Source organism: Amycolatopsis sp. NPDC098790, from assembly GCF_044759945.1.
Lineage (GTDB): Bacteria > Actinomycetota > Actinomycetes > Mycobacteriales > Pseudonocardiaceae > Amycolatopsis.
The window spans coordinates 2,219,495-2,244,942 of the sequence record NZ_JBIWAI010000002.1; the positions used below are offsets into that span (position 1 = coordinate 2,219,495).

Below are 25,448 nucleotides of genomic sequence, written 5' to 3' on the forward strand. Positions count from 1 at the left end.
TCATTCACGTCACGTGGACCTCGGCCCAGTGGCCCGGCTTGCGCGGAGACGGCGTGCCGAGCACCCAGCCCGGCGGCCAGCTGCGGCGCGCGTACACATCCGTGCGGGCGCGCGCCCGCGGGAAGCGGAACCGCTCGGCCGTCGCCCCGGTGAAGTCGACGTGCCCGCTGAACCGCGCTCCGCCGAAGAAGGCGTCGCCGAACCGGGCGTCGCGAAAGGACGTCCGGCCCGCGAAGCCCACGTCCGCGAACGACGTGTCCGCGAAGGCACTCTCGGCAAAGTCGGTGTGCGCCGAGAACCGGGACCTGTCGAACCACACCTCGCCGCCGGCGGTGACGTCAGCGAACAAGGCCGTGCCGGTGAAGGTCACGTTCTCGAAGTCGGCGCCCGCCTTGAAGGCGGTACCACGGAACAACGCGTGCCGCGCGAAGCACGCCCCTTCGAAGCTGACCAAGCGGGCGAAGACCGCGCCGCCGAACCGGGCGGTGCCCGCGAACCGGACTTCGCGAAAGGTCGCGTCCCGGAGTTGGCAGCCCCGCAGGTCCACGTCGTGGAGCACCATCGGCGGCACGTGCAGGTCCATCCCCGGCCAGAACAGCCGCGAACCGCGACGCAGGCGCGCCAGCAGCACCGGCCACAGCCGGGCTTGCCAGGCGGCGCGCTCGTGCCACCCGTAGCCGAGCTGGGCCACGAAGTGGTCGACGAAGTCCTGCCGCAGTGCGGGGTCGCGGTCCGCCAGCTCGGCGAACTCGTGGACGCCGGCCAGGCGGACCTCGCGTTCGTCGGCGAAGATCTTCCGCTCGGTCGCGGGGTCGAGGCGCTCCGGCGGGGCCGTCGGGGTGAGCACCTGCGCGGGCCGGTCGCGGAGGAGGAGCGCCCACGCCGTGACCGCGCCGGACCCGGCACCGATGAGCGCCAGGACCGCGAACGGCGTGACCGTGGACATGCCCGGATTGTCGCGTGGTGGCAGGCCCCGGCGACACCGGTTTAAAGTGGACCCGTGAGTCCAACGCTGACCCGGAAGGGCGCCGCGACGCGGCAGCGGATCGTCGAGGGCGCCGCGGCGGAGATCCGCGAACGCGGGGTCGCCGTCACGACGCTCGACGACATCCGCGCGCGGACGGCCACCAGCAAGAGCCAGCTCTTCCACTACTTCCCCGAGGGCAAGGAAGAGCTGCTGCTGGCGGTCGCGCGGTTCGAGGCGACCCAGGTGATGGCGGCCCAGCAGCCGCAGCTGGGCGAGCTGGACTCGTGGGCGGCCTGGCGGCGCTGGCGGGACACGGTCGTCTCGCACTACCGGGAACGCGGGCAGTACTGCCCGCTCAACGTGCTGATCTCCCAGCTGGGCCGCGCGACGCCGGGCGCGCAGGCCGTGGTGACCGAGCTGCTGCGCAGCTGGCAGAACGAGCTCGAAGCGGGCATCCGCAGGCTGCGGGACGCCGGCGAGGTCAGCCCGGACCTGGACGCCGAACGCACCGCGGCCGCCCTGCTGGCGGGCCTGCAGGGCGGCGTGGTGGTGATGCTGTCGACCGGCCGCATCGACCACCTGGAAGCGGCGCTCGACGTCGGGATCGAAAACCTGCGGGCGAGCGGGAACCGGCCCCCGACACCGGTTCCCGCTCCAGAAGTCAGGCGTTCTTGATCGCGGAGATCTCGAACTCGAGGGTGACCTTGTCGCTCACCAGGACACCGCCGGTCTCGAGGGCGGCGTTCCAGGTGATGCCGTAGTCCTTGCGGCTGATCGTGGTCGAGCCCTCGAAGCCGATCCGGTCGTTGCCGAACGGGTCCTTGGCCGAGCCCTCGAACTCGAAGGGGACGGTGACCGAACGGGTGACGTCCTTGATGGTCAGGTCGCCGGTCACGTCGAAGCTGGTCTCGCCGGTCTGCTTGACCTCGGTCGAGGTGAAGGTGATCTGCGGGTACTCGTCCATCGACAGGAAGTCGTTGCTCTTCAGGTGACCGTCGCGGTCGGCGTTGCGCGTGTCGATGCTGTGGGCCTGGATCGTCACCTGGACCGACGACTTCTCCGGGGCGTCCCCGTCGACCGTGGCCGCGCCGGTGAACTCGTTGAAGCTGCCGCGGACCTTGGTCACCATGGCGTGCCGGGCGACGAACCCGATCCGCGAGTGGGCGGCGTCCAGGGTGTACTCGCCGGTCAGCTGGGGGTAGGTGGTCGCGCTGGTCATGGCTCTACGTCATCTCCTCGTGGTGGCGCCCCCAGGTGATTGAGGGTTCAACGACACTGTACTCACTTTTACTGGTTGCGCAAGCAAGCATTGGCTAGACTCGCCGGTATGGGTGAACAGTCCGCGCTCGACCTCGACGAAGCCCCGTTCTGGCGAGCCTTGATGCGCATCACGACCGCGCTGCCGCGAGCGCTCGAAGACCAGTTCCTGCCCGAGACCGGCCTCGCGATCACCGACTACGGGGTGCTCGTCGCGCTCTCGGAGGCGCCGGACCACCTGCTTCGCATCTCGGCGCTGGCGACGACCACCGGGCTGTCGCTGAGCCGGATCAGCCGGGTCGTCGACGACCTCACCCGCCGCGGCCTGGTCGAGAAGCGCAAGTGCGCCGAGGACGGCCGCGCGTCCAACGCCGTGCTGACCGGCGCGGGATTGGCCAAACTGGAGGCGGCCTACCCGAGCCACCTCGCCCGCGTGCGGACGTCGGTGTTCGACCACCTGAGCGCCGAGGACATCCGTACCGCCGGGCCGGTGCTGGCCCGGCTGGCCGCGGCACTGGACACCGCTCCCCCGACCGACGACTGCTGAGGACGCCGATGACCGACCAGGGCGAGTACAAGCGGGACCTGAACTACCTCCCGGACCGCATCACCGCAGACGGCCGCGACGGCTGGCCGGTCGAACCCGGCCGCTACCGGCTGGTCGTCGCCCGCGCCTGCCCGTGGGCCAACCGCGCGGTGATCGTGCGGCGGCTGCTCGGCCTGGAGCCGGTGCTGTCGATGGGCATCGCCGGGCCGGTCCACGACGAGCGGAGCTGGAGCTTCGACCTGGACCCGGACGGCCGCGACCCGGTCCTCGGCATCGAGCGCCTGCAGGAGGCGTTCTTCAAGCGCGACCCGGACTACCCGCGCGGCATCACGGTGCCCGCGTTCGTCGACGTCCCCAGCGGGAAGGTCGTCACCAACGACTTCGCGCAGATGACCTTGGACATGTCCACCGAGTGGACCGCGCACCACCGGCCCGGCGCACCCGAGCTGTACCCGGAAAAGCTGCGCGACGAGATCGACGACGTCGCCCAGAAGGTGTTCACCGACGTCAACAACGCGGTCTACCAGTGCGGCTTCGCGCGGTCCCAGGAGGCGTACGAGCACTCCTACCGCAAGCTGTTCGCCCGGCTGGACTGGCTGTCCGAGCGGCTCGCGGACCAGCGGTACCTGGTCGGCGACACGATCACCGAGGCCGACGTCCGGCTGTTCACGACGCTCGTCCGGTTCGACGCGGTCTACCACGGCCACTTCAAGTGCAACCGCCAGAAGCTGACCGAGCTGCCGGTGCTGTGGGCGTACACGCGCGACCTGTTCCAGACGCCCGGCTTCGGCGACACGATCGACTTCCCCCAGATCAAGGAGCACTACTACGTGGTGCACAAGAACGTGAACCCGACGGGGATCGTGCCGCTCGGACCGGACGTGTCGGGCTGGCTGACCCCGCACGGCCGCGAGGAGCTGGGCGGCCGCCCGTTCGGCGACGGGACCCCGCCGGGGCCGCCTCCCGCGTCCGAAAGGGTGCCCGCGCTGTAGTTCCTCGGCTGCGGTTCCTTGGCTACGGTGATCGCCATGGAACGCCTGCGCGATCGCCGAATCCTCGTCACCGGTGCCGGCTCCGGCATCGGCCGGGCCACCACGTTCCGCCTGATGGAGGAGGGCGCCCGGGTCATCGGCACCGACGTCTCCGAAGAGGGCCTCATCGGGACGCAGGAGGCCGCGCCCCTCGGCGGCCTGACGACGTACGTCATGGACGTGGCCGACGAGGCATCGGTGGAGTTCGGCGTGACGTCAGCCGTGAACGCGCTCGGCGGGCTCGACGTGGTGGTCAACGCGGCGGGAATCCTGCTCGCGTCCCACACGCACGAGACGTCCCTCGACCTGTGGAACCGAGTGCTGGCGGTGAACCTGACGGGCACGTTCCTGGTGACGCGCGCGGCACTGCCGGCGCTGCTTTCGTCGAACGCGGGCGTGGTGGTGAACTTCAGCTCGACATCGGCGACGTTCGCACACCCGTACATGGCGGCGTACTGCGCGAGCAAGGGCGGGATCCAGGCATTCACGCACTCGCTGGCGCTGGAGTACGGGAAGCAGGGGCTGCGGGCGGTCAGCATCGCGCCGGGGAGCGTGAAGAGCGGCATCACGGACTCGGCGGCATCCTGGCTGCCGTCGGACGTCGATTTCTCGCTGTTCGGGCGGTTGTTGCCGATCTTGCCCACGGACCACACGACGGAGGTGGGCAACGCGGTGGCGGGCCCGGAGACGGTGGCGGGGGTGGTGGCGATGCTGGTGTCGGAGGACGGAAAGTTCATCACGGGAACGGAAATCCGCATCGACGGCGGCACGCACACCTGAGACAGCCCGATCGATATCGCACCTTGACCTTCACGCTGAAACCTTTCGCCGTCCCGCAGCGACATAGGGCGGACGGCGCAGAGGACAGGAGCAGATGTGGGTGTTGAGGCCTTCGGTATCGAGAAGGAGTTCCTCAAGGACCTGCTTTCGCAGGTCGATCAGGGCGAGACGCAGTTGCCCGAGTTCCAGCGCGGGTGGGTCTGGCCCGACCGGAACATCGCGAGCCTGATCGCCTCCATCTCGCTCGGCTACCCGGCGGGCACGGTCATGATGCTGAGGCAGGGTGGGGAAACCCGCTTCAAGACCCGCGCCGTCGAAGGCGCCCGGCCGTCGCCGAGAACCACGCCCGACCGGCTGATCCTCGACGGTCAGCAACGGCTGACCTCCCTCTACCAGTCGATCTTCCGCAACGCCCCCGTCGAGACCCAGGACGTCCGGGGCAAGGACGTCAAGGGCTGGTTCTACCTCGACATGGAACGGGCTGTCCTCGACGACGGTGACCGCGAGGAAGCCATCGTGTTCGTGCCGGAAACCAAGACCCGCCTCGACTTCCGCGGCCGCACGGTCCTCGACCTCTCCACGCCGGAGAAGGAATACGCGGCGAGGATGTTCCCCTGCACCGCGTTGTTCGATTCCATGCCGTGGATGATGGGCTTCTGCCAGTACTCCCCCGAGCTGCAGAGCGAAAACTTCAAGCTGTGGGGCAAGTTCCAGGAAGCGGTCGTCCAGCGTTTCCTCCAGTACCAGCTGCCCGTCATCGAGCTGGGCCGCAGCACGCCGCGCCAAGCCGTCTGCCAGGTCTTCGAGAAGGTCAACACCGGCGGCGTCACGCTCACGGTCTTCGAGCTGCTCACCGCCACGTTCGCGGCCGACGACTTCGATCTGCGCCAGGATTGGGACGACCGCAGGGCGGCGTGGAACACCGGGAAGTACGACATCCTGGCCAACGTCGCCAACACCGACTTCCTCCAGGCTGTGGCGCTGCTGGCCACCATCGAGCGGCGGCAGGCCGCCATCGAAGCCGGGCGTGACGAAGCCAGTGCTCCCCGGATCGGCTGCCGCCGGGCGGACATGCTCAACCTGACCCTGCCCGAGTACCTCAAGTGGGCTCCGGACGTGACCGAGGGTCTCAAGGCCACGGCGCAGTTCCTCCACGCGCAGCGCATCTTCGACACCCGGTTCCTCCCCTACGGCAGCCAGCTGATCCCGATGGCCGCCGTGTTCGCGCTGCTGCAGCAGCAGGCCGAGACCGTCGGTGCGCGGCAGAAGATCTCCCGCTGGTACTGGTGCGGGGTCTTCGGCGAGCTCTACGGCGGCACGACGGAAACGCGGTTCGCCCGCGACGTCCCGGATCTCGTCGACTGGGTCCGCGGGGCGGACACCGAACCGCGGACCGTGCAGGAAGCCCAGTTCGTCTCCAGCCGGCTGTGGTCCCTCCGGACTCGCGGATCCGCCGCCTACAAGGGGCTCTACGCCCTGCTCCTGCGCGAAGGCCCGCGTGACTGGTGCACCGGCTCGGACATGTCCGACGAGAACTACTTCGACAACGCCGTGGACATCCACCACATCTTCCCGAAGGTGTGGTGCGAGAAAGCCGGCATCGACGCCAACCGCTACAACTCCATCATCAACAAGACCCCGCTGACCGCGCGCACCAACCGGATCATCGGTGGCCGGCCGCCGTCCGTCTACCTGCGCGGGCTCGCGAAGAGCGCCGAAACGACGCCGGAAACCATCGACCAGAACGTGCATTCCCACCAGGTCTCCGCGGCCGATCTGCGGAACGACGACTTCGAAGCCTTCATGAGCGGGCGGGAGCGTGCGCTGGTGTCGCTGATCAGCCGGGTCATGGGCAAGGCGGTGCAGACCGACGCGCCGGTGGACAACGATCTGCGAGGGGTGTTCAGCGGCGGTCTGTGACAGCGGCGGCGTACCGGGCGGAGAGGATCCGCAGCCGCTCGGCCAGTTCCGGCGGAGACTCCACCTCGAACCCCACATCCAACATCCCCACCACGAACGCCACGACGTCCCACGAATCCGACGCCAGCTCCAGCCGGCAGGTAGCGGAGTCGATCGGCGTCACCTCCCCCTCCACCCGTCCTTCGACAGACGACGCCGGCGCGGAAACCCTCAGCACCGCCCGCAACGGCCACATCTCCCGGCCCATCGTGCGGGTCAGGTACGCGGTCAAGTCGCCGTCCGGAGGCGGGCGGTGCGTGAACCGCGGTCCGTTCGGGGTCCGCAACGACACCCGGTCCGCGCGGAACGTCCGCCAGTCCTCGCGCGACACGTCCCAGCCGACCACGTACCAGCGGCGCCCCCACGAAACCAGCCGGTGGGGCTCCACCGAGCGGCGGGACGAACCGCCGAAGTGGTCCACGTAGTCGAAACGCACCGTCGAAGCGTCCCGGATCGCCGCCGACACCGCCGTCAGCACCGACGGGTCCGCCGAGGACCCCCGCACCGGGAGCGCCAGGGTGCTCGCCTCCAACGCCGCCACCCGGTGGCGCAGCCGCGACGGCAGCACTCGCGAAAGCTTGCTCAACGCCCGTTGCGCCGCCTCCGAGCCCGCCGTGCGCAAGCTGAGCGTGACCGCGACCGCTTCCTCGTCGTCCAGCAGCAGCGGCGGCAGCTCCGCGCCCGCGCCGAGGCGGTAGCCGCCGACCGGGCCCATCGCCGCCTCCACCGGGTAGCCCAGCTCTCGCAGGCGATCGACGTCGCGGCGGACGGTCCGCGTCGTCACGTCCAGCCGCGAGGCCAGCTCCGTCCCGGACCACTCGCGCGGCAACTGCAGAAGCGCCAGCAGCCGCAGCAGCCGGCCGGAGGTTTCGCGCATGAACCAAAGCTTGCCAGACGTCTAGGACCGAACCTGTCCTACACGGGCGGAACGGTGAACCCCATGGATCCCTTCCGCATCGACATCCCCCAAGCCGACCTCGACGAACTGCACCACCGGCTCGCCCGCACCCGCTGGCCGGGCGAACTCCCCGGCGCCGGCTGGGACTACGGCGTCAGCGAGCCCTACCTCGCCGAACTCGTCGAGTACTGGCAGACCGGCTACGACTGGCGCGCCCACGAAGCCCGGCTCAACGCCTTCCCGCAGTCCACCACCACCATCGACGGCCAGCGCGTGCACTTCCTGCACGTCCGCTCCCCCGAACCGGACGCCACGCCGCTGATCCTCACCCACGGCTGGCCGAGCACCGTCGCCGACTTCCTCGACGTCCTCGGCCCGCTCACCGACCCGCGCGCCCACGGCGGCGACCCCGCCGACGCCTTCCACGTCGTCGCGCCGTCCGTGCCCGGTTTCGCCTTCTCCGGCCCGACGAACGACCGCGGCTGGAACACCCGCCGGACGGCCCGGGCGTGGGCCGAGCTGATGCGGCGGCTCGGCTACGAGCGCTACGGCGCCCAAGGCGGCGACTTCGGCAGCATCGTCTCGCCCGAGCTGGGCCGGACCGCGCCGGAGGCGGTGCTCGGCGTGCACGTCAACGCCGTCGCCAACGCCGGCGTGCCGACCGCGCCCGATGACCTCGAGCAACTGTCCGAAGAGGACCGGAAGCGAGCCGGGGAGAACCAGGTCTGGTGGTACGGCCATTCCGGCTACGCCACCCAGATGGCCACCCGGCCGCAGACGCTCGCCTACGCCCTCAACGACTCCCCCGCCGGCCAGCTCGCCTGGAACCTCGAGTGGTTCGTCGACTGGGACCCCACGACGACCACCCAGACGCCGGTGGACCGCGACGCCCTCCTCACGAACGTCACGATCTTCTGGCTGACCGGCACCGCGGGCTCGGCCGCGCGCCTCTACTTGGAGGCCGGCCAGGACGGCTGGGGGGAGCGGCCGGCCCCGTCCGGCGTGCCGACGGCGGTGGCGAACTTCCGCGGTGACCACGCGATCCGCGGGCTCGCCGCGCTGTCGAACACGATCACGCGCTGGACCGAGTACGACACCGGCGGCCACTTCGCGTCCCTGCAGGCACCCGAAGTCCTGGTCGAGGACATCCGGGAGTTCTTCCGCAGCCTTTAGGCGACAGCGCCGTCGAGCAGCGGCCGCAGCTCGGCGACCACCGTGTCGAGCGGCGCGACGTCCTGGTGTGCCCGGGCCAGGACGATCGCGCCCTCCAAAGCCGAAAGCATCAGCACCGCCAGCGACGCACTGCGCGCCGCGGGCACGCCCAGCTCCGAAAGCGTCGCCGCCACGGGGCGCTGCCAGCCCTCGAACGCCTTGCCGACCGCTTCGCGCAGGTTGTCGCTGGTGGCCACCGTGTCGGCGACCGTCGCGACCAGCGGGCAGCCCGCGTCGAACCCCTGCGCCGTGAACTCGTCGCGCCACTGCGCGGCCATCGCCTCGAAGAGCTTGCCCGGCGTCGGGTCCGCGATCTTCGACGCGACGCGCGCGACGCGCCGGGCCGCGTAGTCCCCCGCCCACGCGACCGCTTCGGCGATCAGCTGGTCCTTACCGCCCGGGAAGTAGTGCTGCAGGGACCCCCGCGGCGCCTCGGCGTGCGCGACCACGTCCCGCATGCCGGTCGCCCCGACCCCGTGGATCCGCACCAGCTGAGCGGCGCTCAGCACCATCCGTTCGCGGGGTGTCCGCGTCATCCGCCGCCTCCTTCATGACGTCCGTCATGGTAGCCCAGTCCGGGACGACGAGCGCGAAGTCCCGTTCGCCGCGTTCGTAGGACGGCACCGGGCGGAACCCTTGCCGCAGCAGCAAAGCCTCGGCGCCGGTGTTGCCGGCGCGCGCGGTCGCCCGCACGGTCCAGCCCGGCCACCTCCCGGACGTCCACAGCCACCGGGCGAGTGCGCTGCCGATCCCCCGCCGCTGCCACGCGTCGGCGACGAGGATCCCGATTTCGGCCTCGCCCGGGGTCTCCGCGACGAAGTTGAGCAGCCCCACGGGCACGCCGTCGCGCAGGGCCAGCAGTGCGGGCGTCCCGGCGAAGAGGAAGCGCCGGTAGCGCCGGAAGACCTCGGCCGGCACCGCCGGGCCGCCCATCAGGAACCGCCGCCGGAGGCTCTCCGGCGAGCAGGCCGCCACGAGCGCGGCGACGCGGTCCCGGTCCGCCGGGCAGTCACCCAGCTCCCGGACTTCTATGACAGCCGTCATGACTCCATGACACCACGATGCGACCGGAAGCACACTATGACCGCCGTCATAGATCACCGGCGCGGCAGCAGCCGGAAAGTGGTACGAAGAGCGGGAGCTGGGACGACGTCCCGGAGACCGGAGGGAGGAAAACCACTCCCCTCCATGTCTAACGTATAGCGCACCCCCGGGCTTGCGGCAAGACCCCCGTTGTGCCGCACAATTCTCGGCCGTAGCCACAACCTGCGGAAACGCGGGTGATCCAAGGGGGTTTTCTTGTTCGACGTGATCATCGCCGGCGGCGGTCCGACCGGCGTCATGCTGGCGGCGGAGCTGCGGCTGCACGGCGTCGGCGTGCTGGTGCTCGAGCGGGACGCCGAGCCGACGAAGGTCGTCCGCTCGCTCGGCCTGCACGCGCGCAGCATCGAGGTGATGGACCAGCGGGGGCTGCTGGAGCGGTTCCTGGAGCTGGGCACGAAGTACCCGGTCGGGGGTTTCTTCGCCGGCATCCCGAAGCCGTCGCCGGAGAAGCTGGACACCGCGCACGGGTACACGCTCGGCATCCACCAGCCGGTCATCGACCGCCTGCTGACCGAGCACGCGCTCGAGCTCGGCGCCGAGATCCGGCGCGGCCACGAGGTGACCGGGCTGAGCCAGGACGACGACGGCGTGACGGTCGAGCTGGCCGGCGGCACCCGGGAACGCGCGCGGTTCCTGGTCGGCTGCGACGGCGGGCGCAGCACCGTGCGCAAGCTGCTCGGCGTCGGCTTCCCCGGCGAGCCCAGCCGGGTCGAGACGCTGCTGGGCGAGGTGGAGGTGGGCGTCTCACGGGAGAAGATCGACACCGCGAACGTCGAGGTCCGCAAGACCCAGAAGCGGTTCGGGTTCATGCCGGTGGAAGGCGGCACGTACCGGGTCGGCGTCCCCGCCGAGGGCGTCGCCGAGGACCGCCGGACCCCGCCGACGCTGGACGAGCTGAAGGAGCAGCTGGTCAAGACGGCCGGAACCGACTTCGGGGTCCACTCGCCGCGCTGGCTCTCGCGCTTCGGCGACGCGACCCGCCAGGCCGAGCGCTACCGCGTCGGCCGGGTGCTGCTGGCGGGCGACGCGGCGCACGTCCACCCGCCGGTCGGCGGGCAGGGGCTCAACCTCGGCGTCCAGGACGCGTTCAACCTGGGCTGGAAGCTGGCCGCCGAGGTCGACGGCTGGGCGCCGGAGGGCCTGCTGGACAGCTACGAAGCCGAGCGGCACCCGGTGGCCGAGGAGGTGCTGAACAACACCCGGGCGCAGATGGAGCTGATGCTGCTCGAGCCCGGCCCGCAGGCCGCGCGGCGGCTGCTGGCCGAGCTGATGGACTTCGACGAGGTCAACCGGTACCTCACCGAGAAGATCATCGCGATCGGCATCCGCTACGACTTCGGCGAAGGACCGGCGCTGCTGGGCCGGCGGCTGCGGGACGTCGAGCTGAAGCAGGGCCGGCTCTACGGGCTGCTGCACGCGGGCCGCGGACTGCTGCTCGACCAGACCGGCCGGCTTTCGGCGGCTGGCTGGGAAGACCGGGTCGACCACGTCGTCGACGTCAGCGAAGAACTGGACGTGCCGGCGGTGCTGCTGCGGCCCGACGGCCACGTCGTGTGGGCCGGCGAGGACGAGGACGGGCTGCCCGCCGCACTGCGGAAGTGGTTCGGCACGCCCACCGCCTGAAAGCTGTTGCGGGACAACGAAGAGGGAATGTGACACAGGGGTACGAAGAAGAACTGCGGTCCGAACGCGACCACGTCGCCGGGCTGTACGCGCGGCTCGACGCCGAGCGCGCGCGGGTCAAGGCCGAGTACGAGGCCGCGCTGGGCGGCACCGGCGTCGGCGCCATGGAACGCGACGTCAGCGTGCGCGCGCTCGGCCGGCAGGTGAAGCGGCTGGACGTCGTCGACAACGGGCTGTGCTTCGGGCGGCTGGACGCCGTCTCGGGCGAGCGGACCTACATCGGGCGCGTCGGCCTGTTCGACGAGGACGACGAGTACCGGCCGGTGCTGCTCGACTGGCGGGCACCCGCGGCGCGGCCGTTCTACACGGCCACCGGCGCGAGCCCGGAGGACATGCGCCGGCGCCGCCAGTTCCACACGCGTGGGCGGCGCGTCCTCGGGTTCACCGACGAGGACCTCGGGCGGCCCGGCGGGGACGCGCAGGGCGACGCGGCCTTGCTCGCGGCGGTCAACGCGCCGCGCGGCGAGGGCATGCGCGACATCGTCGCGACGATCCAGGCCGAGCAGGACGAGATCATCCGGCTCGACCACCCGGGCGTGCTGGTGATCGAGGGCGGGCCGGGCACCGGCAAGACGGTCGTGGCGCTGCACCGCGTCGCCTACCTGCTGTACACGCAGCGGGAGCGGATGGAACGCCACGGCGCGCTGGTCGTCGGGCCGAACCCGGCGTTCCTGAACCACATCGGCCGCGTCCTGCCGTCGCTGGGCGAGACCGACGTCGTGTTCACGACCACCGGCGACCTCGTCCCCGGCCTGCACGTCACGGCCGAGGACACCCCGGAAGCCGCTCGGCTCAAGGGGTCGCTGAAGATCCTCGACGTGCTGCAGGCGGCGGTCGCCGACCGGCAGCGGCTGCCCGCGGAACCGGTGCCGATCGTGCTCAAGGACGTCACCGTGCGGATCGACGCCGAGACCGCGGAGTGGGCGCGGCAGGAGGCGCGCGACAGCGGCCTGCCGCACAACGAGGCCCGGGCGGTGTTCACCGACATCGTCACGTACGTGCTCACCGAACGCGCGATCGGCCGGATCGGCCGCGGCTGGCTCAGCCGCGACGACAAGGACGAGTGGGAGAGCATGCGGAAGGGGCTGCTGGCCGACCTCGCCGGCGACGCGAAGTTCGTCGCGGCGATCGACGCGCTGTGGCCGATCCTGACGCCGGAGGAGCTGCTGTCCTCGTTGTACACCTCGGTTCCCGCGGACTCACCGCTGTTCCGGGCCGAGGGTTCCTCGTGGACGGTGCCGGACGTGCCGCTGCTCGACGAGCTGGTCGACCTGCTGGGTCACGACAAGACCGCGGAGAAGGCGGCCGACGCGGCGGCCGAGCGGGCGCGCAAGGCCGAGGCCGAGTACGCCGAGGGCGTCTTCCAGACGATGAAGCTGGACCGGGAGGAGATGGACGAGGACGTCATGCTCTCGGCGGAGAACCTGCTCTACGCCGAGGACCTGGCCGACCGGTTCGTCGAGGCCGACACGCGCACGCTGGTCGAGCGGGCGTCGGCGGACCGCGACTGGACCTACCGGCACGTCGTCGTCGACGAAGCGCAGGAACTGTCCGAAATGGACTGGCGGGTGCTGATGCGGCGCTGCCCGGGCCGGTCGTTCACGGTGGTGGGCGACCTGGCCCAGCGCCGCTCGGCGGCCGGCGCGCGGTCGTGGGGTGCGATGCTGGCGCCGTACGTGGCCGAGCGCTGGGTCTACCGGTCGCTGACGGTCAACTACCGCACGCCGGCGGAGATCATGGCGGTCGCGGCGGCGGTGCTGGCGGACTTCGCGCCGGACGTCGTGCCGCCGGAGTCCGTGCGGGCGTGCGGGGTCCCGCCGTGGTCCCGGCAGGTGACCGGGGACGAACTGGCGTCGGCGATCGAGGAGTTCGTCCGCGAGGAGGCCGGGCGGCCCGGGACGAGCGTGGTGATCGGGCCGCCGGGGGTGCCGGGCGCGGTGCTCGCGTCGGAGACGAAGGGGCTGGAGTTCGACGCGGTGCTGGTGGTGGACCCGGCGGCGATCCTCGCCGACAGCGCGGCGGACCTCTACGTCGCGCTCACTCGCGCGACGCAGCGGCTGGGGGTGCTGCACGAAGGTCCGCTGCCCGCCGCGTTGGGCGGGCTCGCGGAGGTCGTCCGGACCTGACCGCGGTTCGCCGGCGGGGAGCGCGGGTACGTTGCCGGCGCCCGCGCTCCCCCACCGCGAAAGGCGTTCCGATGCAGTTCTACGCCGAACGGCCGATCCGCCGCACCGCCCAGCTCGTCAGCGATCTGCTCGCCCTGCTGCTCGTGATCTTCGCGGTCTGGCTGGGGACCTCGGTGTACGACGAGGTGATGAAGCTGCGCGCGCCGGGCGACGGGCTCGTCGACGCGGGCACGGGGCTGCGGGGGACGTTCGACTCGGCGGCGAACTCGGCGGACGGGATCCCGCTCGTCGGCGACGCGCTGGCGAAGGCCCTGCACGGCGGTTCGGACGCCGGCACCAAGCTGGCCGACGCGGGCCACTGGCAGATCGAGGCGGTGCAGAGCCTCGCTTGGTGGATGGCGGCGATCATCATCGCGCTGCCGGTGGTGACGCTGGTGGCGACGTGGCTGCCGCTGCGCTGGCGGTTCACGCGCCGCGCGTCGGCGGCCGCGGGGTTGCGCGCGCTCGGCGACGAGGGCATGGACGTGCTGGCACTGCGGGCGTTGACGACCCAGCCCTTGCGGCGACTGACGTCGGCCGGCGAGGTCGCGACCGGGTGGCGGGAGCGGGACCGGGACGTCATCGAGGAGCTGGCGGGGCGGGAGCTGGCCCGCCACGGCCTGGTGCCCTGACCGCCGAAACGACGTGAATGACTCATTCACGTCGCCTGGCGACAGGAATGAGTCATTCACGTCATGGGCCACGGCGAAGGTCCCCCCACCGGAGCTCAGGACACCGGTGAGGGGACCTCCGATCCCCGTGAGCCACGGACGAAGGCTCAGCCCACGGAGGGGCCCATCCCGAGGGACTGCGGCGTGCTCGCGTCGGGCGAAGGCTGGTGCAGCCCTTCGTCCAGCGGCCCGAACTCCGTCATCAGCGCCGCGCTGCCGCCCCACGGGGTCTGCTCCTCGGCGATCAGCGAGTTCGTCGTCAGCAGCAGGCCCGCCACCGATGCCCCGTTCTGCACCGCCGACCGGCACACCCGCAGCGGGTCGACCACGCCGAGCGCGATCATGTCGCCGTAGCGGTCGTGCAGGGCGTCGAAGCCCTCGTCGTCGCCCAGCTCCCGGGTGCGCGCGACGATCTCGTGCGCCGGGTGGCCCGCGTTGTGCGCGATCAGGAACGCCGGTTCGGCCAGCGCGCGCCGGACGATCTCGACGCCGATCGCCTGGTCGCCTTCCAGCCCCAGGCCTTCCAGGGCCTTCTCCGCGTGCAGGAGCGCCGCTCCCCCGCCGGCCACGATCCCCTCGGCCATCGCCGCCCGGGTCGCCGACAACGCGTCTTCGACCCGGTGCTGCAGTTCCTTCAGCTCGGCCGGCGTCGCCGCGCCGACGCGCACCACCGCGACCTTGCCGGTCAGCGCGCCGATCCGCTCGGTCAGGACGTCCTCGTCGACGCCGAACTGCGCGCGCTCCAGCTCCGCGCGCAGCTGCCCGACCCGGAACTCGACCGCGTCGGACGACCCGGCGCCGCCGACGATCGTCGTGCGGTTCTCGGTCACCCGGACCTGCTTGGCCCGGCCGAGGTGCTCCAGCGTCATCGTCTCCATCGTGAACCCGGACTGCCGCGACAGCACCGCGCCGCCGACGATCGCGGCGAGGTCCTCCAGCTTGTGCAGCCGCCGGTCGCCGAAGCCGGGCGCGCGGATCGCGACCGACTGGAACGTGCCGTTCATGTGGTTGTGCACCAGCATGGACAGCGCCGTGCCCTCGACCGTCTCGCCGATCACCACCAGCGGCCGCGGTGCCCGCATCACCTTGTCCAGCAACGGCATCAGCTGCTGCACCTTGGTGATCTTCTCCGCGCACATCAGGATGTACGGGTCGTCGAGCACCGCCTCCAGCCGCCCCGGGTCGGTGACCAGGTACGGCGAGAGGTAGCCGTTGTCGAACTCGAAGCCCTCCACGAAGTCGACGCTCATCCCGATCGACGGCGACTCCTCGACCGTCACGACGCCGCCGTCGCCGACGGTGTGCAGGGCCTTGGCGATGACGGCGCCGACCGTGTCGTCGTCGTTGGCCGAGATCGCCGCGACCCGCGCGTAGTCCTGTTCGGACACCACCGGGTGCGCCTGCTTTTCCAGGTGTGCCACCAGCAGCCCGACGGCGTGGTCGATCCCGCGCTTGACGAGCACCGGGTTGCCGCCGCCCGCGATCGCCCGCATCCCTTCGTGGACGATCGCCTGGGCGAGCACCGTGGCCGTGGTGGTGCCGTCGCCGACGACGTCGTTGGTCTTGATCGCCGCTTCCTTGACCAGCTGCGCGCCCATGTTCTCGAACTGGTTCTTCAGGTGGATCTCGCGCGCGATGGTGACGCCGTCGTTGGTGACCACCGGCGAGCCGGTGATCTTCTCGATGATCACGTTGCGGCCCTTGGGCCCCAACGTGGACTTGACCGCTTCGGCCAGCTTGTCCACGCCCGCCAGCAGCAGGTCGCGGGCGTCCGAGCCGAACCGCAGTTCCTTCGCCATGTTTCCTGCTCCTAGGGGGTGAGGATGGCCCGACCGCGCACGCGACCGGCGTCGAGGTCGGCCAGTGCGTCGAGAGCCGCGTCCAGCGGGTACTTCTTCGTGTGGAGCGTGACCTTCCCGGCCTGGGCGAGCACCATCAGCTCCACCAGGTCGTTGTACGTGCCGACCAGGTTGCCGATGACGTTGCGCTCGGTGGAGATGATGTCGATGGTCGGGATGTCGATGTTGCTGCCGTAGCCGATCACGAAGTGCGAGCCGGCGCGCCGGGTCATCGCGAACGCGTCCTGCTGGGCGCCCTGCTCGGCGACGAAGTCGAGGACGACTTCGGCGCCGTTGCCGCCGGTCAGGTCGAGCACCGCGTCGACCTGCTTGCCGTCGCCCAGCACGGTTTCGTCCGCGCCCAGCTCGGCCGCCAGCTTCAGCGCGTCGGCGTTGCGGTCCACCACGATCACGCGGGCGGCCGTCAACGCGCGAAGCGACTGGATGCCGATGTGCCCGAGACCGCCGGCGCCGTTGACGACGCAGGTGGTGCCCGGGTACAGCAGCGGGACCGCCTTGCGCACCGCGTGGTAGGCGGTGATGCCCGCGTCCGCCAGCGCGGCGACGTCTTCCGGCTGGGTCGACGGGTCGAGCTTGATGCACGCCCGCGCCGACGTCAGCAGGTACTCCGCCATGCCGCCGTCGCTGTCGATGCCCGGGAAGCTCCCGTTCGGGCAGTGCATGTCGTCGCCCGCGCGGCAGGCGTGGCACAGCCCGCACGTCGGCGTCGGGTGCAGGATGACCGTGTCGCCGACCTCCACATTGGACACCGCCGGGCCGACCTCGTGCACCCAGCCCGCGTTCTCGTGGCCGATCGTGTACGGCAGCGCGACGCCGGACTTCTCGGCCCACTGCTCTTCGATGATGTGCAGGTCGGTGCGGCACACGCCGGCGCCGCCGATCTTGACCACGACGTCGAAGGGTCCGGTCGCGCGCGGCTCCGGGACGTCTTCGATCACCGGGTGTTGGTGGTACTTCTGCAGCCGCACGGCCTTCATCCCGTGCCCTCCTCGTCTTCGGTCAGCGAGTACCGCGCGCGCAGCATGCCGCGGCACACACCGGAGTTGGCCTCCATGCTCGTGCGGGTCAGCCGCGCGAAGGCCAGGTGCCGCTTCGCGTCGGCGGGAGCCACCGCCGCCCCGGTGGCCGGGTCGAGCAGCAGCGGGTCGCCGTCTTCGGCGGGCAGGCCCAGCTCACGGCGCCGGGCGCGCAGCCGGTCGAGGTCCGGGCTCGGCGGGACTTCGCCGAGGGTCAACGACGTCGGATCACGCCCGGCCAGGGACCGGCAGACGCGGTCGGTGCCGGCGAGCACGGCTTTGCGGACGAAGTCGTACCGCAGCGTGTCCAGCTCGTCGGCGGCCTCGCCCTCGAACGACGCGACGAACCCCTGCCGCGCCGCCACGCCGCGGTTGATGACGTCGGAGGCGAAGTGGTCGTCGAGCCGGATGTCGAGCGAGGTCAGGCCCGGCACGCCGGCCACGGCGTCGTAGGCGTCCGCCACCATCAGGAACGCGAAGTTGGGCGCGCAGAAGTACGTCGGCAGCCGCAGCCGGACGACGGCGTCGCCCGCGTCGCTCACCTCGCAGCGGGCGACGAACCCGAGGTCGGTGAGGGGCTCGTCCAGCTCGGGGTCGCGGACGGTGCCCAGCGCCGCCCACACGGCGGCGCGGGCCCCGAGCACCAGGGTCGTCATGAGTTCGGCACGCCGACGGGCTCGACGTTCTCCGGGTTCGCGAGCTTCAGCTCCTCGGGGACGTCGATGTCGTACAGGCGCGCGGCGTTCAGCCCGAGGATCTTCTTCTTCTGGTCGACCGTCAGCGGCGCGAAGTCCGACAGCTCCTCGTCACCCGGCATGTTCCAGTCGACGAAGCCCTCGACCTGCCACTTGGGTTCCCAGATGGCGTAGTCCGCACCGAAGATCAGCTTGTCTTCGCCGAGCCAGAACATCAGCTCGCCCATCACCTTCGCGAAGAACTTCGGCCGGGCGTGCATCAGGCCGCCGACGACGACGGCCAATCCCGCGTAGACGTTGCGCTCCTGGGTGGCCATGAAGCAGAAGTCCTCGATGCGCGGCAGGCCGACGTGCTCGACGATGAAGTTGAGACCCTGGAAGTTCGTCGCCACGTGGTCCACATCGGACACGTCGAAGGCGTCCTTGTCGAGCGGCCAGATCGTCGGTCCCTTGTGGACGTGGATGTTCTTGACGCCGAGCTCCTCGCACTTCTCGAAGAAGCGCGCCGCTTCCGCGTCCTTGAGGCTCCAGCCGCGGGAGTCCCCGCGCCACTCGGCCGTGTAGAGCTTGACGCCCTTGCAGCCGTACCGCTTGACGCGTTCTTCCAGTGCCTTCAGGCCTTCGTCGCCTTCACGCGGATCGAAGGTCGTGTTGACGAGGAACTTGCCGGGGTGCTTCTCGGCGAGCGCCGCGTCGGCCTCGGTCGTGTTGAACCCGTTCTTGTACCACTGCCGCAGGTTGGTCGGCTGGAAGATGGCCGTGTCGACGTGCCCGACCTCGAACAGGTCGTGCATCATCAGTTCCTCGGAGTACTTCTGGAACCGGTCGATCGGCCAGTGGGTCTCCTGCGGGCCGAGCCCCTGGTAGGCGTGGAAGCACTCGATCCAGCCCTTGGCGTATTCCTCCTGGCCCTTGACCCAGTTGTCCGGGCTGGCGTCCCAGAAGTGGGTGTGGGCGTCCACCACGAAATACTTTTCGCCGTCTTTTTCGTACATGGTTGATCCTCCTGAGCGGGATCGAGTGCTTCCTAAGGGATTACTTGAGGGGCTTGAGGTCGAAGTCGAGGTACTCGGCCGCGTCCTCCGGGTTGGCGAACATGATCGTGCGGTCGTCTTCGTGGATCATCCGCCCGTAGTGGGTGGACATGCTTTCCTCGAACTCGGCCGCGTTGAACCAGCCCTCCTCCTCGCCGGCGGCCTCGTCGACCTCGGCGTAGACGACGTCCATGCGGCCGACCGCGTCGACCCGGATCATCGACGGCAGCGGCGTGATGGTGACGTTGTCCTTCGTCCCCATCACTTCCGCGATGATCGCGCCGACCTGGTTGTTCATCAGGGTGAAACCGCACATGTTGGACGCGGTGTTGTTGACCTTGTACGGGCTTTCCGCGGTCTTGAAGACAGTCACTGGCCCAGCTCCTCGGGTGCCTTGAGGCCCAATTCGGACAGGATTCCGGCGAACCGGCTCTTCACGCGGTCGAGTCCGTCCTCGAACCGGATCGGCTTGGCGTCGGGCTGCGACCACAGCGGCTGCAGCGCCCGGGCGGCGGCGATGCTCTTCGGCACCCAGTCCTCGAGCCACTTCTGCAGCAGCGCGCGGTTGTGGTCGGCGAACTCCTTGTCGTTGACCAGCAGGTCGAACAACGGCTTCGTGTAGCGCAGGTCGCGTTCGGAGAAGTCGAACTCCTCGGCCCCGATCAGCGTCGGGGTGACGAAGTCGCCGTTGGCCGGCGCGGCCTGCTGCACCAGGTTGCTGCGGAACAGCTCGCCGACGAGGGGCTCGAAGACGATGTTCGCGGCGAAGATCGCCTCGCCCCAGTCCCAGATCCCGGTCAGCTGCTCGGCGGTCTCCCGCACGCCCTGCCAGGCCGGGTCCTCGTTCCAGGTGGACAGGTGGGCCGTGCCGTCGAAGCCCTCGATCTCCTCGGTCAGCGTGAGGTTGTACAGCGCCAGGTCCTGTGCCGCGCGGATCCGGTGCATGCTGTTCACCGAAATCGCGTTGTTGTGCATGTTCGTCGGCGCGCGGCGGTTGGCGTTGGCGAACAAGTACAGGCCGAGACCGTGGTCGACGTGCATCCAGGCGCCGACGTGCTTGGCGACGAAGTCGACCCAGTTGCGGTTCCACTGCTCGAACGCCTTGGCCTGGCGCGCGGCGTCGATGTTCTGGTTGAGCTGGCGCACGACGTTCGCGTTGTACCGGTAGAGGGTGAGCTCCCACTCCTCGTTGGGGTCGCGGAACTCGTGCCAGCCGTGGGCCGGCCAGTCGTAGCCCTTGCCGCCGGAGCCCGGGCCGCGCTCGGGCAGCGGCCGGTCCGAGCCCCACGCTTTCAGCGCGGTCCACTCCAGCGGGTAGCCGCCCTTGCCGTCGGCGAAGGCGTAGAGCCAGCCCTGGGACAGGTAGTGGCGCGGGTCGGGCTGGACCTCGACGGTGACGTCTTCGTAGTGGCTCTGCTTGCGCTTGGCCGGGGTGAAGTAGTTGTACTGGCGGGCATTCGAGTCCGGGAAGACCTTCGCGCCCGCTTCGGCGTCGGTGAACGCCGGCTTCGGCACGCTGCGTTCGGAAGTGGCTGTCATGGGTTTTTACCCTTCGCCCGTGGTGGTGAACTTGTCGTAGAAGACGCGCTTGTCGGCGACGCCGAGCGCGGGCAGCAGTTCCAGCGCGGCTTCCACCATCGGCGGCGGCCCGCAGACGTAGGCGTCGGCGCCTTTGAGATCGAGACCGGCCCGGCGCAGGACGTCGGTGATCAGGCCGGTCTCGCCGTCCCAGCCGTCGTCACCCGGCTCGGAAAGCGCTGGTACATAACGGAAGCCCGGCAGCTTCTCCTCGAGCGCCCGCAGCTCGTCCTCGAAGCAGAGATCCTGCCGGCGGCGGGCGCCGTAGTAGAAGACCGCCTTCCGGTCGAGGCCGCGCTCGGCCATGGCCCGCAGCAGCGCCAGGATGGGCGCCATCCCGGCCCCGCCGCCGACGAAGACCAGGTCGGCCCCCGGGTTGTCCCGGAGGGTGAACACCCCGAACGGGCCGGTCACCCGGAGCCGGTCGCCGACCGCGACTTCGGCGTCGAGGAACCGGGAGAACAACCCGTCGGGGTAGATCTTGATGACGAACTCGAGCAGCCCGTCGCGCGCGGAGGTGTTGGCCATCGAGAACGAGCGCGTCTCCTCGGTGCCCGGGATCGCGAAGTCCAGGTACTGCCCGGGGAAGAACTTCAGTTCCTCGTCGAGGCGCACCACCAGGTGCCGCAGATCGTGCGTGACGTTCTCGTTCGAGACGACCTCGACGGTCGCCTCCTGGATCGGCAGCCCGGACTGGATCATCTCCTCGTCGTAGTTGAGCAGCTCGATGGTCAGGTCTTCGTAGGCGTGGGCCCGGCACAGCAGCGTGAAGCCTTCCTCCTTTTCGTAGTCGGGGAGCGCGAAGGTCGAGTACCGGTCGTGTTCGACGTCGTCGCCGTCGAGGATGAACGACTTGCACGCCGCGCACTGCCCTTCCTTGCAGCCGTGCATGAGCATGACGCCCTGCTCGGCGGCGGCGCGCAGGATCGTGGTGTCCTCGTCGACGTCGATTTCGATCCCGACCGGCTCGAACCGGACGCGGTGCTTTTCCGCCATGCCAGGCCCTTCCCGTCTCGTCAGGCCGTCTGCGGCGCCGGGCGCCCGGCCGGGCCCTGGCGGTTGTAGTCGGCCACGAAGGTGGCGCGCTGCTCGTCGGTCATCTGGTTCAGCAGCACGTTCGGCGACTGCACCTCGGGCATCCGGCGCAGGTGGTCGAGCGTCCACATCTTCTTCGGGTCCAGGTTCAGGTGCGGCTGCGCGACCATGGTCTTGCCGTCGTCGCGGACGAAGCCCATGTCGGAGACGACGTCGGCCCAGTTCCAGCCGTGGTAGAGCGTCTCCCACTCGCGGGCGCCGACCAGCTGGCCCATGTTCGGGGTGTTGCGGCCCTGGTAGGTGGGCCGGAACGCCTCGGCGTCGGTCCAGCGGCACGTCTCCGAGCAGTACGTCCGGTGCTGGCCGTCGACCTCGTCGACCACCATGTCCTCGCGGATGAGGCACGGCACCATGCAGGTCCAGCAGCGGTGCGGGTACACGTAGTCGACGTCTTCGGCGACGATCGGGTGGTGCCCGTTCGGCGTCGCGAGGCGGGCGTAGTTCTCCCACCACTTGCCGTACTTGTCGTACCAGCCCGGGTACTTGTACTCGAACCACTCGAAGTCTTCGTCGGTCATCGGGTCGATGCGCCAGTAGTTGGCGAGCCACCCGGTGGCGAAGAACTGCGCGACCTCGTGGACGTACCCCTTGTTCCAGATCCGGTTCCAGGCTTCCTCGATGAGGTCGTGCGGGATGACGAGCCCGTACTTCTCGAGCGGGACCAGGTACGAGCGGTAGTAGTCGTCGTAGATCCAGCGGCGCCACATCTCCGCGTAGCTCTCGCGGTCCTTGCGGCGGTCCTTGGTGCCGTACTCGATGAACGTGCCGATCGCGGCGTCGACGACGGCGTGGTTGTTCCACCACGCGTACCGCAGGTCGCGTTCGAGCAGCTGGTGGTTGCTTTCGTCCGACAGCGCCATCAGCAGCGTCGCGTAGCCGTTGCTGATGTGGCGTGACTCGTCGGACTGCACCGAGTGGAACACCGTGGGCAGCAGGTAGTCGCCGTTCGCGGCGGCTTCGGCCGGCATGGCGACGAACAGCGTGTTCGTGAACGCCGTTTCGGCGACGATCGTGAGGTAGATGCTCGCCGCGGTGATGGCGTCACCGGTGATGAAGCCTTCGGCGAACTGGCGGCCGATGGTGCCGCAGTAGTCGTTCTGGAAGTTGCGCAGGCTCGAGTTGAAGCCCGCCGGGTCGATGTAGTTCTGCATGTACAGGCGCTTGAGGTTCTGCTGGATCGTCGAGTGGCGGACCTCGTCGATCATCTGGATCGCCTGGCCGTTGTGCAGTTCCGGGTTCGGGACCGTGCGGAACAGCAGCGGCATCGCCCGCGCCGCGGAGATCTCGGGCAGCGGGATGATCGAGAGGAACAGCTTCTGCCACTCCAGCCAGCGTTCCTGCACCTGGCGGAACATGTTGCCGCGGATCGCGCCGTCCTCGGCGCCGTAGACCCGGTGGTCCTTCTCCTCCTGCATCGGGAAGTACGAGCGGAGGACCTGCTTCAACGGGTCCTTCTTCTTGGCCTTCTGGAACGTGTAGTCGGTCCCGTAGTGCGAAACCGGGGTGTGGTACGCCGGCTCCCACGACAGTTCCTGGATCTTCTGGTGGGCTTTCGCCACACTCTGGCGACTCATGGATCAACTCCTTGTCGGTCGCTCGCCGTCGGGGCGGACGTCCTGCGTTGACCATTGAAGGGGCGTAGCCGGGTGACGCGGGTCTCAATCTGAGACAGAACCGCTGCTCAGGGCGTTTCGTCCGCGCCGAGCATCCGGGCGCGCAGCTCGGCGAGCTCGCTGTGGACGCCGGTGCGCACCCGCGCGTCGCCCTCGACGGTCGGGGTGATCCCGAGCGCGCGCAGCAGCGCGGCCGCCGGTTCGCCGGGATGGCCCTCTCCGCCGAACGTCGGGTGCAGACCCTGTTCGGCCAGATGCGTGAAAACCAGGTTGACGATCGTCCACGGGTTGTACGTCTCCGCGGCCTCGGCGGGCATGGGCACTCCTCCTGGTCAGCGGTGGGTTGGCCCTCCATCGGACCGCCGGGCGCGGGACCCGGGCGTCTCAATTTGAGACACCGCGCGCCGCACGCCGGATCTAGGCTGAACGGGCGGCACAACGGGTGTGCCCGCACCCACGTGGGCCGCGGGAAGCTGGAGGTCACGTGGACGAGATGGCGCCCGGAACCCTGCTCGCCGACGACGAGCTCGCCCGCACCCGGGTGCGTTTCCTGACGGCCGAACCGGTGCCGCCGGGCACGGTCCGGCAGACGATCCTGGCCTCCTGGCGGCGTTCGCAGGAGTTCCGGGTGGAGGCCGACCGGATCGATCCCCGCTACTTCGGCGACCAGAACCTCGACATCCCGCTCATGCGCGGCGCCGAACCGGTGCTGCACAAGCTGAGCGAGCAGTTCGACGGCCAGCCGATCAGCCTGATCCTCACCGACGCCAGCGGCGTCGTGCTCACCCAGCGGACCGGCGACGCCGACCTGAAGCGGCACCTCGAACGCGTCGAGCTGGTGCCCGGGTTCAGCTACGGCGAGCAGTCCGTCGGGACCAACGGCATCGGCACGGCGCTCGAGGACGGCCGCGCGACCACGGTGTTCGGGCACGAGCACTACGCCGAGCACCTGGAGAACCTGGCCTGCGCGGGCGTGCCGATCCACCACCCGATCTCCGGCAAGAAGATCGGCGCCGTCGACCTCACCTGCTGGTACAAGGACGCCGGCGGCCTGCTGATCGCGCTCGCCCGCTCGACGGCCGAGCAGATCCGGCAGGCGCTGCTGCGCCACAGCGACCTGCGGGAGATGATCCTCTTCCAGGCCTACCTGCAGACCTGCCGCCGGTGGACGGGCATCGTGCTGGCGTTCAACGAGGACATCGTGATGATGAACGACCGGGCGCGGCAGCTGCTCGACCCGGCCGACCAGTCGGTGCTGCTGGGTCACGGCACCGCGGCGCTCACCGACGGCCGCCGGACGTCGGCGACGCTGGCGCTGTCCAGCGGCCTGCGCGTGCGCGTGTTCTGCCGCCGCGTCCCGGGCCAGCGGGAGACCGACACCGCGGGCGGCGTCCTTTCGGTGAAGCTGATCGAGGCCGAAGAAACCCTCGCGGTGCCGTCGACGCCGATGCTGCCGATGTACCTGCCGGGCGTGGTCGGCTCGGCGCCGCTGTGGCTGCGCTGCGGGCACGACCTCGACACGGGCCACCAGCGCGGCGAGTGGGTCGCGCTGGAAGGTGAGGCCGGGACGGGCAAGCTGACCTTGGCGAAGGGCCTGCACCAGCGCCACCACCCGGCGGCGCGGCTGCTGACCGTGGACGCGGCGGCGGGCACGGATTGGGCCGCGCTGCTGCGCGAGCACGCCGAGGCCCCGATCCGGACGCTGGTCGTCCGCCACGCCGACCGGCTGCCGGCACCGGCGGCGAACGCGCTCGCCACGGCGTTGCGCGAGCTGCGTGAGCTGGCCGACGCGCCGTGGGTGGTGCTCACGCTCGTGCCGGAGGCGGAGACGAAACCGGCGCTGGCCGAGCTGCTGAAGTCGTTCCCGCGGACGGTGCGGGTGCCACCGCTGCGCCACCACGTCGAGGACCTGGCGGAGCTGGTCCCGCTGGTGCTGAGCAAGCTCGGCTACGGCGGGCGGCTGACGTGTTCGGCCGCGGCGCTGCACCTGCTGATGCGGGCGGAGTGGCCGGGCAACACCGGGCAGCTCTACCAGGTGCTGCGGGCGGTGGCCCAGCGCCGCCGCGCGGGCACCATCCGCCCGGGCGACCTCCCGGCGGAGTTCCACACGGTGGGGCGGCGGCCGCTGAACCGGTTCGAGTCGATCGAGCGTGACGCGATCGTGAAGTGCCTGGAAGACGCGGACGGCAACAAGGTACGGGCGGCGAAGCTGCTGGGCATCTCCCGGGCGACGATCTACCGCAAGATCCACGAGTACGGGATCGTGCCGCCGGCCCGCTAGGTT

General features: G+C 70.2%; 24 protein-coding genes. 10 read left to right on the forward strand and 14 right to left on the reverse strand.

The annotated features are described in order from the left end of the window. Positions 1 to 4: 4 nt before the first annotated feature. Positions 5 to 946: a pentapeptide repeat-containing protein gene (locus ACIQWX_RS23910; protein ID WP_400874905.1), complete on the reverse strand. Its 942-nt coding sequence runs from the start codon at positions 944 to 946 to the stop codon at positions 5 to 7. A gap of 54 nt (positions 947 to 1,000) precedes the next feature. Between ACIQWX_RS23910 and ACIQWX_RS23915 the strand changes: the two genes are divergently transcribed. After that, positions 1,001 to 1,642 carry a TetR/AcrR family transcriptional regulator gene (locus ACIQWX_RS23915; protein WP_400874908.1) on the forward strand — a complete coding sequence of 214 codons (642 nt, stop codon included), beginning with the start codon at positions 1,001 to 1,003 and terminating at the stop codon, positions 1,640 to 1,642. Here ACIQWX_RS23915 and ACIQWX_RS23920 read toward each other — a convergent pair. Next, a complete protein-coding gene (locus ACIQWX_RS23920) occupies positions 1,629 to 2,186 on the reverse strand; it encodes a YceI family protein (protein WP_400874910.1) in 558 nt (185 codons plus the stop codon). The two genes, ACIQWX_RS23915 and ACIQWX_RS23920, sit on opposite strands and share 14 nt — an antisense overlap. Positions 2,187 to 2,294: 108 nt before the next feature. On the opposite strand from ACIQWX_RS23920, the gene ACIQWX_RS23925 reads away from it, so the two are divergent. The 4 genes from ACIQWX_RS23925 (at position 2,295) to ACIQWX_RS23940 (ending at position 6,502) form a co-directional block, all read left to right on the forward strand. After that, positions 2,295 to 2,771 carry a MarR family winged helix-turn-helix transcriptional regulator gene (locus ACIQWX_RS23925; RefSeq protein ID WP_400874913.1) on the forward strand — a complete coding sequence of 159 codons (477 nt, stop codon included), beginning with the start codon at positions 2,295 to 2,297 and terminating at the stop codon, positions 2,769 to 2,771. Positions 2,772 to 2,779: 8 nt separating this feature from the next. Continuing rightward, on the forward strand, positions 2,780 to 3,763 hold the full coding sequence (locus tag ACIQWX_RS23930; protein ID WP_400874916.1) for a glutathione S-transferase family protein: 984 nt from the start codon (positions 2,780 to 2,782) through the stop codon (positions 3,761 to 3,763). A 36-nt stretch (positions 3,764 to 3,799) separates the two neighbouring features. Then, positions 3,800 to 4,582, forward strand: a complete 783-nt coding sequence (locus tag ACIQWX_RS23935; protein ID WP_400874919.1) for an SDR family NAD(P)-dependent oxidoreductase — start codon at positions 3,800 to 3,802, stop codon at positions 4,580 to 4,582. Positions 4,583 to 4,678: 96 nt separating this feature from the next. After that, positions 4,679 to 6,502, forward strand: coding sequence for a DUF262 domain-containing protein (locus tag ACIQWX_RS23940; protein WP_400874921.1), 1,824 nt, complete (start codon positions 4,679 to 4,681; stop codon positions 6,500 to 6,502). On the opposite strand, the gene ACIQWX_RS23945 is transcribed toward ACIQWX_RS23940, so the two are convergent. After that, positions 6,486 to 7,418: a helix-turn-helix transcriptional regulator gene (locus tag ACIQWX_RS23945; protein WP_400874924.1), complete on the reverse strand. Its 933-nt coding sequence runs from the start codon at positions 7,416 to 7,418 to the stop codon at positions 6,486 to 6,488. The two genes, ACIQWX_RS23940 and ACIQWX_RS23945, sit on opposite strands and share 17 nt — an antisense overlap. 63 nt (positions 7,419 to 7,481) lie before the next feature. Here ACIQWX_RS23945 and ACIQWX_RS23950 point away from each other — a divergent pair, with 63 nt between their 5' ends. Further along, the gene (locus ACIQWX_RS23950) at positions 7,482 to 8,612 is read left to right on the forward strand and encodes an epoxide hydrolase family protein (protein WP_400874927.1); all 1,131 of its coding nucleotides are present in this window, start codon (positions 7,482 to 7,484) and stop codon (positions 8,610 to 8,612) included. Here the strand turns inward: ACIQWX_RS23950 and ACIQWX_RS23955 are convergent. After that, the gene (locus tag ACIQWX_RS23955) at positions 8,609 to 9,100 is read right to left on the reverse strand and encodes a TetR family transcriptional regulator C-terminal domain-containing protein (RefSeq protein ID WP_400875886.1); all 492 of its coding nucleotides are present in this window, start codon (positions 9,098 to 9,100) and stop codon (positions 8,609 to 8,611) included. The two genes, ACIQWX_RS23950 and ACIQWX_RS23955, sit on opposite strands and share 4 nt — an antisense overlap. Then, positions 9,042 to 9,695, reverse strand: a complete 654-nt coding sequence (locus tag ACIQWX_RS23960) for a GNAT family N-acetyltransferase (protein ID WP_400874931.1) — start codon at positions 9,693 to 9,695, stop codon at positions 9,042 to 9,044. Before ACIQWX_RS23960 ends, ACIQWX_RS23955 begins: the two co-directional genes overlap by 59 nt. Positions 9,696 to 9,950: 255 nt before the next feature. Here ACIQWX_RS23960 and rox point away from each other — a divergent pair, with 255 nt between their 5' ends. The 3 genes from rox to ACIQWX_RS23975 all read left to right on the forward strand — a co-directional run bounded on the left by rox (position 9,951) and on the right by ACIQWX_RS23975 (position 14,235). After that, the gene (rox, locus tag ACIQWX_RS23965) at positions 9,951 to 11,378 is read left to right on the forward strand and encodes a rifampin monooxygenase (protein WP_400874933.1); all 1,428 of its coding nucleotides are present in this window, start codon (positions 9,951 to 9,953) and stop codon (positions 11,376 to 11,378) included. Between the two features lie 29 nt (positions 11,379 to 11,407). Continuing rightward, a complete protein-coding gene (gene helR, locus ACIQWX_RS23970) occupies positions 11,408 to 13,564 on the forward strand; it encodes an RNA polymerase recycling motor ATPase HelR (RefSeq protein WP_400874936.1) in 2,157 nt (718 codons plus the stop codon). 71 nt (positions 13,565 to 13,635) lie between these two features. Continuing rightward, entirely contained in the window at positions 13,636 to 14,235 is a 600-nt protein-coding gene (locus ACIQWX_RS23975) for a hypothetical protein (RefSeq protein WP_400874939.1), read from the forward strand. A 146-nt stretch (positions 14,236 to 14,381) separates the two neighbouring features. On the opposite strand, the gene groL is transcribed toward ACIQWX_RS23975, so the two are convergent. From groL to ACIQWX_RS24020, 9 genes are all read right to left on the reverse strand, one after another. Continuing rightward, positions 14,382 to 16,073: a chaperonin GroEL gene (gene groL, locus ACIQWX_RS23980; protein WP_400874942.1), complete on the reverse strand. Its 1,692-nt coding sequence runs from the start codon at positions 16,071 to 16,073 to the stop codon at positions 14,382 to 14,384. Between the two features lie 11 nt (positions 16,074 to 16,084). Further along, the gene (locus tag ACIQWX_RS23985; protein WP_400874945.1) at positions 16,085 to 17,110 is read right to left on the reverse strand and encodes an NAD(P)-dependent alcohol dehydrogenase; all 1,026 of its coding nucleotides are present in this window, start codon (positions 17,108 to 17,110) and stop codon (positions 16,085 to 16,087) included. Continuing rightward, positions 17,107 to 17,805, reverse strand: coding sequence for an iron-sulfur cluster assembly protein (locus ACIQWX_RS23990; protein ID WP_400874948.1), 699 nt, complete (start codon positions 17,803 to 17,805; stop codon positions 17,107 to 17,109). Before ACIQWX_RS23990 ends, ACIQWX_RS23985 begins: the two co-directional genes overlap by 4 nt. After that, positions 17,802 to 18,839 (reverse strand): amidohydrolase family protein, encoded by a 1,038-nt coding sequence (locus tag ACIQWX_RS23995; protein ID WP_400874951.1) that lies wholly within the window; start codon positions 18,837 to 18,839, stop codon positions 17,802 to 17,804. The genes ACIQWX_RS23990 and ACIQWX_RS23995 overlap by 4 nt, the downstream gene beginning before the upstream one ends. Before the next feature lie 40 nt (positions 18,840 to 18,879). Then, entirely contained in the window at positions 18,880 to 19,251 is a 372-nt protein-coding gene (mimD, locus tag ACIQWX_RS24000; protein WP_400874954.1) for a propane 2-monooxygenase effector subunit MimD, read from the reverse strand. Continuing rightward, on the reverse strand, positions 19,248 to 20,417 hold the full coding sequence (locus tag ACIQWX_RS24005) for a toluene hydroxylase (RefSeq protein ID WP_400874957.1): 1,170 nt from the start codon (positions 20,415 to 20,417) through the stop codon (positions 19,248 to 19,250). Before ACIQWX_RS24005 ends, mimD begins: the two co-directional genes overlap by 4 nt. 6 nt (positions 20,418 to 20,423) lie before the next feature. Beyond that, the gene (locus tag ACIQWX_RS24010) at positions 20,424 to 21,452 is read right to left on the reverse strand and encodes an NADH:ubiquinone reductase (Na(+)-transporting) subunit F (protein ID WP_400874960.1); all 1,029 of its coding nucleotides are present in this window, start codon (positions 21,450 to 21,452) and stop codon (positions 20,424 to 20,426) included. Positions 21,453 to 21,472: 20 nt separating this feature from the next. Beyond that, a complete protein-coding gene (locus ACIQWX_RS24015; RefSeq protein WP_400874963.1) occupies positions 21,473 to 23,125 on the reverse strand; it encodes a methane monooxygenase in 1,653 nt (550 codons plus the stop codon). Positions 23,126 to 23,232: 107 nt separating this feature from the next. After that, positions 23,233 to 23,481: a hypothetical protein gene (locus tag ACIQWX_RS24020; RefSeq protein ID WP_400874966.1), complete on the reverse strand. Its 249-nt coding sequence runs from the start codon at positions 23,479 to 23,481 to the stop codon at positions 23,233 to 23,235. A 167-nt stretch (positions 23,482 to 23,648) separates the two neighbouring features. Between ACIQWX_RS24020 and ACIQWX_RS24025 the strand changes: the two genes are divergently transcribed. Next, a complete protein-coding gene (locus ACIQWX_RS24025; RefSeq protein WP_400874969.1) occupies positions 23,649 to 25,445 on the forward strand; it encodes a sigma-54-dependent Fis family transcriptional regulator in 1,797 nt (598 codons plus the stop codon). Positions 25,446 to 25,448: the final 3 nt, after the last annotated feature.